We start from the raw sequence: 6,613 nt of genomic DNA on the forward strand, positions 1-6,613 counted from the left end.
AGTTGGCGTTGGCCTCCAGGATGGTGCCGTCCAGCGCGAATTCGATGATGGCCTGGGACACGCTGAAGGATTGCAACTTACGGTTGCTCATTCCACTAAATACGGGCATAGATATGTCCCTGGTGTGAGTGAGCCGCGGAGGTGTCTCATCTCGCTGTTGCCGCACTTTCTATCAGGGAAGGTGTTAATCAGGACTTTCCGGGGCGATCACCCCGAGCTTAGCTTGGGGCAACCCGCAGCCGAATAACCTAGCGTAACTTGATCGGGCCGATCACAATCGATGGATTTCGATCAGTAAAATGCAGCGGAACCTGCATCCCGGCGGCCGCGCCGGCGTTGCGGTGGAATTCGGCGGCGCGGCCCGGGAACGCGATCCCGTCGACCCCGATCCTCGCCGCCGCCGCGCATGGCCGCCGCACATGGCCGCCGCGCCGGGCCGGGGAGTCGCGGCGGCGCGGCCGCGGATGCCGCCCGCCGGCCGCCTCGGCCCGTGTCCCGGCGTCCCGCGCCGCCCGCTCAGTCCCGCGCCAGGGTGGCCCGGCCGATGGCGAAGACCCGGCCGTCGCCGAGCAGGTGCGCCGTGAACCCGTCGGGAAACAGCGGCTCGAAGGCGGCGGCCCTGACGTTGAGGCCCCCCGTGAAGGCTCCGAAGGCCGGCATGACCAGGCGCCGGCCGTCGGTGACGAAGCAGCGCCGGCGCACGGCCCGGCCGCGCATCGCCACCTTGCCCACCGGGTGGAGGTGGCCCGCGACCTCGCCGGGAGCGGCGTCCGGGGCGGGCTCGTGGCGCAGCGTCAGGGCGCCGACGCGGAGCGCGTCGGCGAAGCGGCCCCCGACGCCGTCCTGCACGGCGCGGTCGTGGTTGCCGCTGATCCAGACCCAGTCCCGGCCCTCCTGGAGGGCGGCGACGAGCGCCCGGTCGCCCTCGTCCATCCGCTCCGGCCCCTGCGCGTCGTGGAACGAGTCGCCCAGGGCGACCACGCGGGCGGGGTCGAGGCGGGCCACGGCCTCGTGCAGGGCCGCCAGTGTCTCGCGGGTGTCGTAGGGCGGCAGGAACTGGCCGGAGCGCGCCGCGAAGGAGGAGCCCTTCTCCAGGTGCAGGTCGGAGACCACCAGGGTGCGGTGGTGCGGGAGCCAGAGCGCGCCCGTGAGGTCGAGCGCGAGGGTTTCGCCGGCGAGCGTCACGCCCGGGATCTTCTGGGTCTTCTCGAGCTTCAGCGGCAGCGCCACGGTCACGGATCCTCGTCGCGGAGCGGGGCGGCGCTCCGGGGTGGTGTCTAGGGCAGCGCCTCGTCGAGCAGCGCCGCCTCGGCCTCGGCCAGGATCTCGTCGGCGCCCTCGCCGTAGACCCGCTCGCGCCCGATCTCGAGCATGACGTTCACGGCGAGCGGCGAGACCCGGTCGAGGGCCTTGTGGATGATTCGCCCCTGGATGCGGGCAAGCATCACGCCGAGGCGGGCGACGTCGAGGAGTCCGGTTGCCGCATCCTGGCGCGCCGCCCGCAGCAGCAGGTGGTCGGGCTGGTGCCGGCGCAGGACGTCGTAGATCAGGTCGGTCGAGATCGTGACCTGCCGGCCGGTCTTGCGCAGGCCCGGGTGGCGGCGCTCGATGAGCCCGGCGATCACCGCGCATTGCCGGAAGGTGCGCTTCATCATGGCGGATTCGTCGAGCCAGGCCTCGAGGTCGTCGCCGAGCATGTCCTGCGCGAACAGCGCCTCGAGGAAGCCCGGCTCCGCGCCGGCGCGCTCCGCGAGGTCGCGGGAGCCGAAGACCGCGAGGCCGTAATCGTTGGCGGCAAAGCCGAGCGGGCGCATCCGCGCCCGCTCCAGGCGCCGGGTCAGGAGCATGCCGAGGGTCTGGTGGGCGAGGCGGCCCTCGAAGGGGTAGCAGGTCAGGTAGTGGCGCCCGGCCCGCGGGAAGGTCTCGACCAGGAGGTCGCGCGGCCCGGGCAGGACCGAGCGGCGGGCCTGGAGGGCGAGGTAGTCGGCGATCTGGCGCGGCAGGCGGTCCCACGCGAACGGGTCGGCGATGAGGTCGCGCACCCGCGCGGCCAGGAAGGTCGAGAGCGGGAACTTCGACCCGGCGTAGCTCGGGATGGCCGGGTCGGTGCCGGGGGGGCCGCGGGTGACCAGGGCCTCGTCCTCGTGCAGCCCCTCGAAGCGCAGCACCTCGCCGGCGAACAGGAAGGTGTCGCCGGCCGTCAGGGTCTCGGCGAAATCCTCCTCGATCTCGCCGAGCACGCGCCCGCCCGCCGGCAGGACGCGGCCGGGCCGGGTGCGGTTCTGGCGGGCGAGGCGCACCCGGACCCGGGCCGCCTCGATGATCGTGCCGACGTTCATCCGGTAGGCCTGGGCCGTGCGGGCGTCGCGTACGCGCCAGAGGCCGTCCGGCCCGCGCAGGATCTTGGCGAAGCGCTCGTAGGCGCGCAGGGCGTAGCCGCCGGTGGCGACGTAGTCGAGGACCTGCGCGAACGCCGCCTCGGTCAGGTCCGCGTAGGGGCTGGCGCTCCGGACCTCGTCGTAGAGGTCGCGCGCCGCGAACGGGCCCGCGCAGGCCATGCCGAGCACGTGCTGGGCGAGCACGTCCGGCGCGCCGATCCGGGCGTCCGGCGTGTCCTGGGCGGCCTCCTCGACCGCGTCGAGGGCGGCGCGGCACTCCAGCATCTCGAAGCGGTTGGCCGGCACCAGGTAGGCGCGGGAGGGCTCGTCCAGGCGGTGGTTGGCGCGGCCGATGCGCTGCATGATCCGGCTCGCGCCCTTGGGCGCCCCGATGTTCACGACGAGGTCGACGTCGCCCCAGTCGATGCCGAGGTCGAGGGTCGCGGTGCAGACCACGGCGCGCAGCGACCCCGCCGCCATGGCGGCCTCGACCCGGCGGCGCTGCGTCGCGTCGAGGGAGCCGTGGTGGAGCGCGATCGGCAGCCCGTCGTCGTTGAGGTTCCACAGCTCCTGGAAGGTGTACTCCGCCTGGAGCCGGGTGTTGACGAAGACCAGCACCAGGCGGTGGCGGCGGATCAGGTCGTAGACCGCCGGCATCGACTGCCAGGCGGTGTGGCCGGCGAGGGGCAGGGTGCGGCCGGTCTCCAGCATGCGCAGGTCCGCCTTGGCGCCGCCCGCGACGCAGATCAGGTCGGCGAGCCCCGGCTCCGGCGCCTGGGGCACCAGGTAGCGCTGGAGCGCCTCCGGCTCGCGCACCGTGGCGGAGAGGCCGGTGGCGGCGAGCCCCGGGGCGAGCCGGTGCAGCCGGGCGAGGGCGAGGGCGAGGAGGTCGCCGCGCTTCGAGGTCACGAGGGCGTGCAGCTCGTCGAGCACCACCCGGGCGAGGCCCGCGAACAGCTCCGCCGCCTCCCGGTGGGCGATCAGCAGGGCGAGCTGCTCGGGGGTCGTGAGCAGGATGTGCGGCGGCCGGGCGATCTGGCGGGTGCGCTTGTGGGCGGGCGTGTCGCCGGTGCGGGTCTCGATCCGGATCACCGGCTCGAGGCCCATCCCGCTCACCGGCGCCTCGAGGTTGCGGGCGATGTCGACGGCGAGCGCCTTCAGGGGCGAGACGTAGAGCGTGTGCAGGCCGCCGGTGCCGGCCCGCCCCGCCAGGGCGACGAGCGTCGGCAGGAAGCCCGCCAGGGTCTTGCCGGCGCCGGTCGGCGCCACCAGCAGGGCCGAGCGCCCGGCCTGCGCGGCCGCCAGGAGGTCGAGCTGGTGCGTGCGGGGCGTCCAGCCGCGGGACGCGAACCACTGGGCGAAGGCGGGCGGAAGGCCGGGGAGGGGAGCGGACACGTCCCCGATGTAGCGCGGACGATCGATTCGTGGGATGCCACGGCGGGTCGCGCGTGCGGGACGCAGGGGAGCGGTCGCTGTGAGTCTCGAATGCACGCCGTCGATCAGCCTCGACGAGGCGGAGCTGGAGGAGAGCTTCGTGCGCGCCTCCGGCCCGGGCGGCCAGAACGTCAACAAGGTCGCGACGGCGGTGCAGCTGCGCTTCGACGTGCGCCGCTCGCCCTCCCTGCCCAACGCCGTGGCGGTCCGGCTGATGAAGCTCGCCGGGCGGCGGCTGACCGCGGACGGCGTCCTGGTGATCCTGGCCCAGAGCCACCGCACCCAGGAGCGCAACCGGGCCGACGCCCGCGAGCGCCTGGCCGCCCTGGTGCGCGAGGCGGCAGTGCCGCCCACCCCGCGCCGGGCGACGCGCCCGACGCTCGCCTCGAAGAGGCGGCGCCTGGAGGAGAAGGACCGCCGCGGCGCGGTCAAGCGCCTGCGCGGGGGCAAGCCGGGCCCCGACTAGGGCAGCGCTCCGCAGGCCGCCGACGGCGCGCCGCCCCGGAGGCCGGGGCCGCGTCGAGGGGCGCGGGCCGCTTCGCCCGCGCGTCACCGGACCGTCAGGGAGGCGTGGTTCTCCTGGTCCCGCAACCCAGGAGGCAACGGATGAGCGAGCGGATCACCCTCACGCGGCGCGCCACCATGGCGGGCGCCGCCACCCTGGCGGGCGCCGCCGCGCTGGCGCCCCGCGCCGCCCGGCCGGAGGACGCGCCGGCCGCCCCGGCAGCGCCGGCCGCGAGCGCCGCCGCCGAGGTCACCGGGATCGTCTACGAGGACCGCTCCGGCCAGGGCCGGCGGGGGNGTGCTGGTCTCCAACGGCCGCGAGGTGGTGCGCACCGGCCCGGACGGGCGCTACAGGCTGCCCGTCAGCGAGGGGGCGGCGGTCTTCGTCATCAAGCCGACCGGCTTCGCGCTGCCCCTCGACGCCGACAACCTGCCCCGCTTCGCCACCCTGCACCAGCCCGCCGGCACGCCGCCGGAGCTGAACCTGCGCTACCCCGGCATCGCGCCCACCGGGCCGCTGCCGGCCTCGGTGGATTTCGGGCTCACCCGCCGCCCCGAGAGCCCGGACTTCGAGGTGCTGCTGTTCACCGATCCCCAGCCCGAGAGCCAGGCCGAATTGTCCTTCGTGCGCGACACCGCCGTCGCCCGGGCGCTCGGCACCGGGGCGGCCTTCGGGATGACGACCGGCGACGTGCTGTTCGACGACCTCTCGCTCTACGGGCGGCAGAACCGGATCATCGGGCGGATCGGGATCCCGTGGTTCCACCTCGGCGGCAACCACGACCTGAACCTCGAGGCTCCCGACGCCCGCCACAGCCGCGAGACCTTCAAGCGCGTCTACGGCGCGTCCTCCTACGCCCTCAACCACGGGGGCGTGCTGTTCCTGATGCTCGACAACGTGCACTACCTCGGGGCCGCCACCGGCACCCCGGCGCGGGGCGGGCGCTACGAGGGCCGCATCGGCGAGCAGCAGCTCGCCTTCGTGGCCAACGTCCTGCGGGAGACGCCGCCCGACCGCCTCGTGGTGGTGGCGATGCACATCCCCCTCGTCACCGACCTCGGCTCGGACGACCCGGCTCTCAGCACCCTCGACCGGGCGGCGCTGCTGGGGCTCCTCGCGGGCCGGCCGGCCCTGAGCGTCGCCGGGCACACCCACACCACCGAGCACCACTACCTCGACCCGGCCGGGCGGCGCGGCGCCGAGGGCGAGGGCGCGCACCATCACCACGTCCTGACCGCCGTCTCGGGCTCGTGGTGGAGCGGCCCGCCCGACCGGCGCGGCATCGCCACCGCCGACAGCCGCGACGGAACCCCGCACGGCTACCACGTGCTCAGCATCACGGACGGGCGGCGCTACACCACCCGCTACGTCCCGGCGAGCGACGATGCCGGCCGCCAGATGCGGATCGTGCTCGAGAGCCAGTTCCACGCCGACGACCTGGCGCGGCTGCCGGATACCCGGCTCGCCGACCTGTTCGGCTCGCCGATCCCGGCCGAGAGCGTCGCCAGCACCAACCTGGTGGTGAACCTGTTCGACGGCGGCCCGCGCAGCCGGGTCGGGTTCCGGGTCGGGTCGGGCCCGCTGCGCCCCATGACGCGGGTGCGCCGCCCCGATCCCTTCGTGGCCGCCCTCTACGCCCGCAACGGCGCCACCCGGAAGGCCTGGGTCAAGGCCGAGCCGTGCTCGCACCTCTGGACCGCCCGGCTGCCGCCCGACCTCGGGCCGGGCACGCACCGGGTCACCGTCGAGGCCGCGGACGAGTACGGCCGCCCGCACCGGGACGGGCTCGTGCTCGAGGTCGCCGAGGGCGGCGCCTGAGCGGCGCCCGCGCCCGAGAGGGCCGGAGAGGGGCGCGGCGGCGCCCTCCGGCCGTCGCGGCGGCCGGGACACCCTTCCGGGTCAGAGCCGGCTCGGGAAGGACAGGACGGCGTCGACCGTGTCCTTGATCGCGCGGCCGGCCGGCGCGAGGTCGGGCACGGGCAGGCCGAGGAACCGCGTCGGCTCCGCCTCCTGCGGCGCCGGCGCCGGCTCGTCGGCCCGCGCGGCGGCGGTCTTCTGGCGGGGCGCCGCCTCCGGCTTCTCGCGCCGGGCCACGGGCTTCGGGGCGGGCTTGTCGGCGTGGGCGATCCGCTTCTCGGCGGCGGGCTTTTCGCTGACCGCCGCGGGCTTCTCGGAGCCCGCCGCGGGCCTGATGGCGGCGGGCTTGGCGGCGGCCGCCTTGACGGGGGCGGGGACGGGCTTGACGGCCGGCGGGGCGGGGCGGGGCGCCTCGGCGGCCTCGCGGAGCGCCGGCGCG

General features: G+C 75.3%; 4 protein-coding genes and 2 pseudogenes. 3 read left to right on the forward strand and 3 right to left on the reverse strand.

The genetic code is table 11. From position 1 onward, the window contains the following. Window positions 1-516: 516 nt before the first annotated feature. Together pdeM and DT057_RS05360 are read right to left on the reverse strand one after the other, a co-directional pair. Window positions 517-1,230 (reverse strand): ligase-associated DNA damage response endonuclease PdeM, encoded by a 714-nt coding sequence (pdeM, locus tag DT057_RS05355; protein WP_128561077.1) that lies wholly within the window; start codon window positions 1,228-1,230, stop codon window positions 517-519. Between the two features lie 47 nt (window positions 1,231-1,277). Next, window positions 1,278-3,782 (reverse strand): ligase-associated DNA damage response DEXH box helicase, encoded by a 2,505-nt coding sequence (locus DT057_RS05360; protein ID WP_407068111.1) that lies wholly within the window; start codon window positions 3,780-3,782, stop codon window positions 1,278-1,280. Window positions 3,783-3,852: 70 nt separating this feature from the next. Here DT057_RS05360 and arfB point away from each other — a divergent pair, with 70 nt between their 5' ends. From arfB to DT057_RS05370, 3 genes and pseudogenes are all read left to right on the forward strand, one after another. Continuing rightward, complete coding sequence (arfB, locus tag DT057_RS05365; RefSeq protein ID WP_203236193.1) at window positions 3,853-4,278, forward strand: alternative ribosome rescue aminoacyl-tRNA hydrolase ArfB; 426 nt, start codon at window positions 3,853-3,855, stop codon at window positions 4,276-4,278. Between the two features lie 140 nt (window positions 4,279-4,418). Next, window positions 4,419-4,613: hypothetical protein (locus DT057_RS36550; protein WP_244937347.1), on the forward strand; the 195-nt coding region annotated here is incomplete at its 3' end. A 1-nt stretch (window position 4,614) separates the two neighbouring features. Further along, a pseudogene (locus DT057_RS05370) lies at window positions 4,615-6,135 on the forward strand (calcineurin-like phosphoesterase C-terminal domain-containing protein); the annotation flags it as partial. Window positions 6,136-6,216: 81 nt separating this feature from the next. Here the strand turns inward: DT057_RS05370 and DT057_RS36035 are convergent. Continuing rightward, window positions 6,217-6,613: pseudogene (locus DT057_RS36035) on the reverse strand (chemotaxis protein CheA); the annotation flags it as partial.

The organism is Methylobacterium crusticola, assembly GCF_003574465.1.
Lineage (GTDB): Bacteria > Pseudomonadota > Alphaproteobacteria > Rhizobiales > Beijerinckiaceae > Methylobacterium > Methylobacterium crusticola.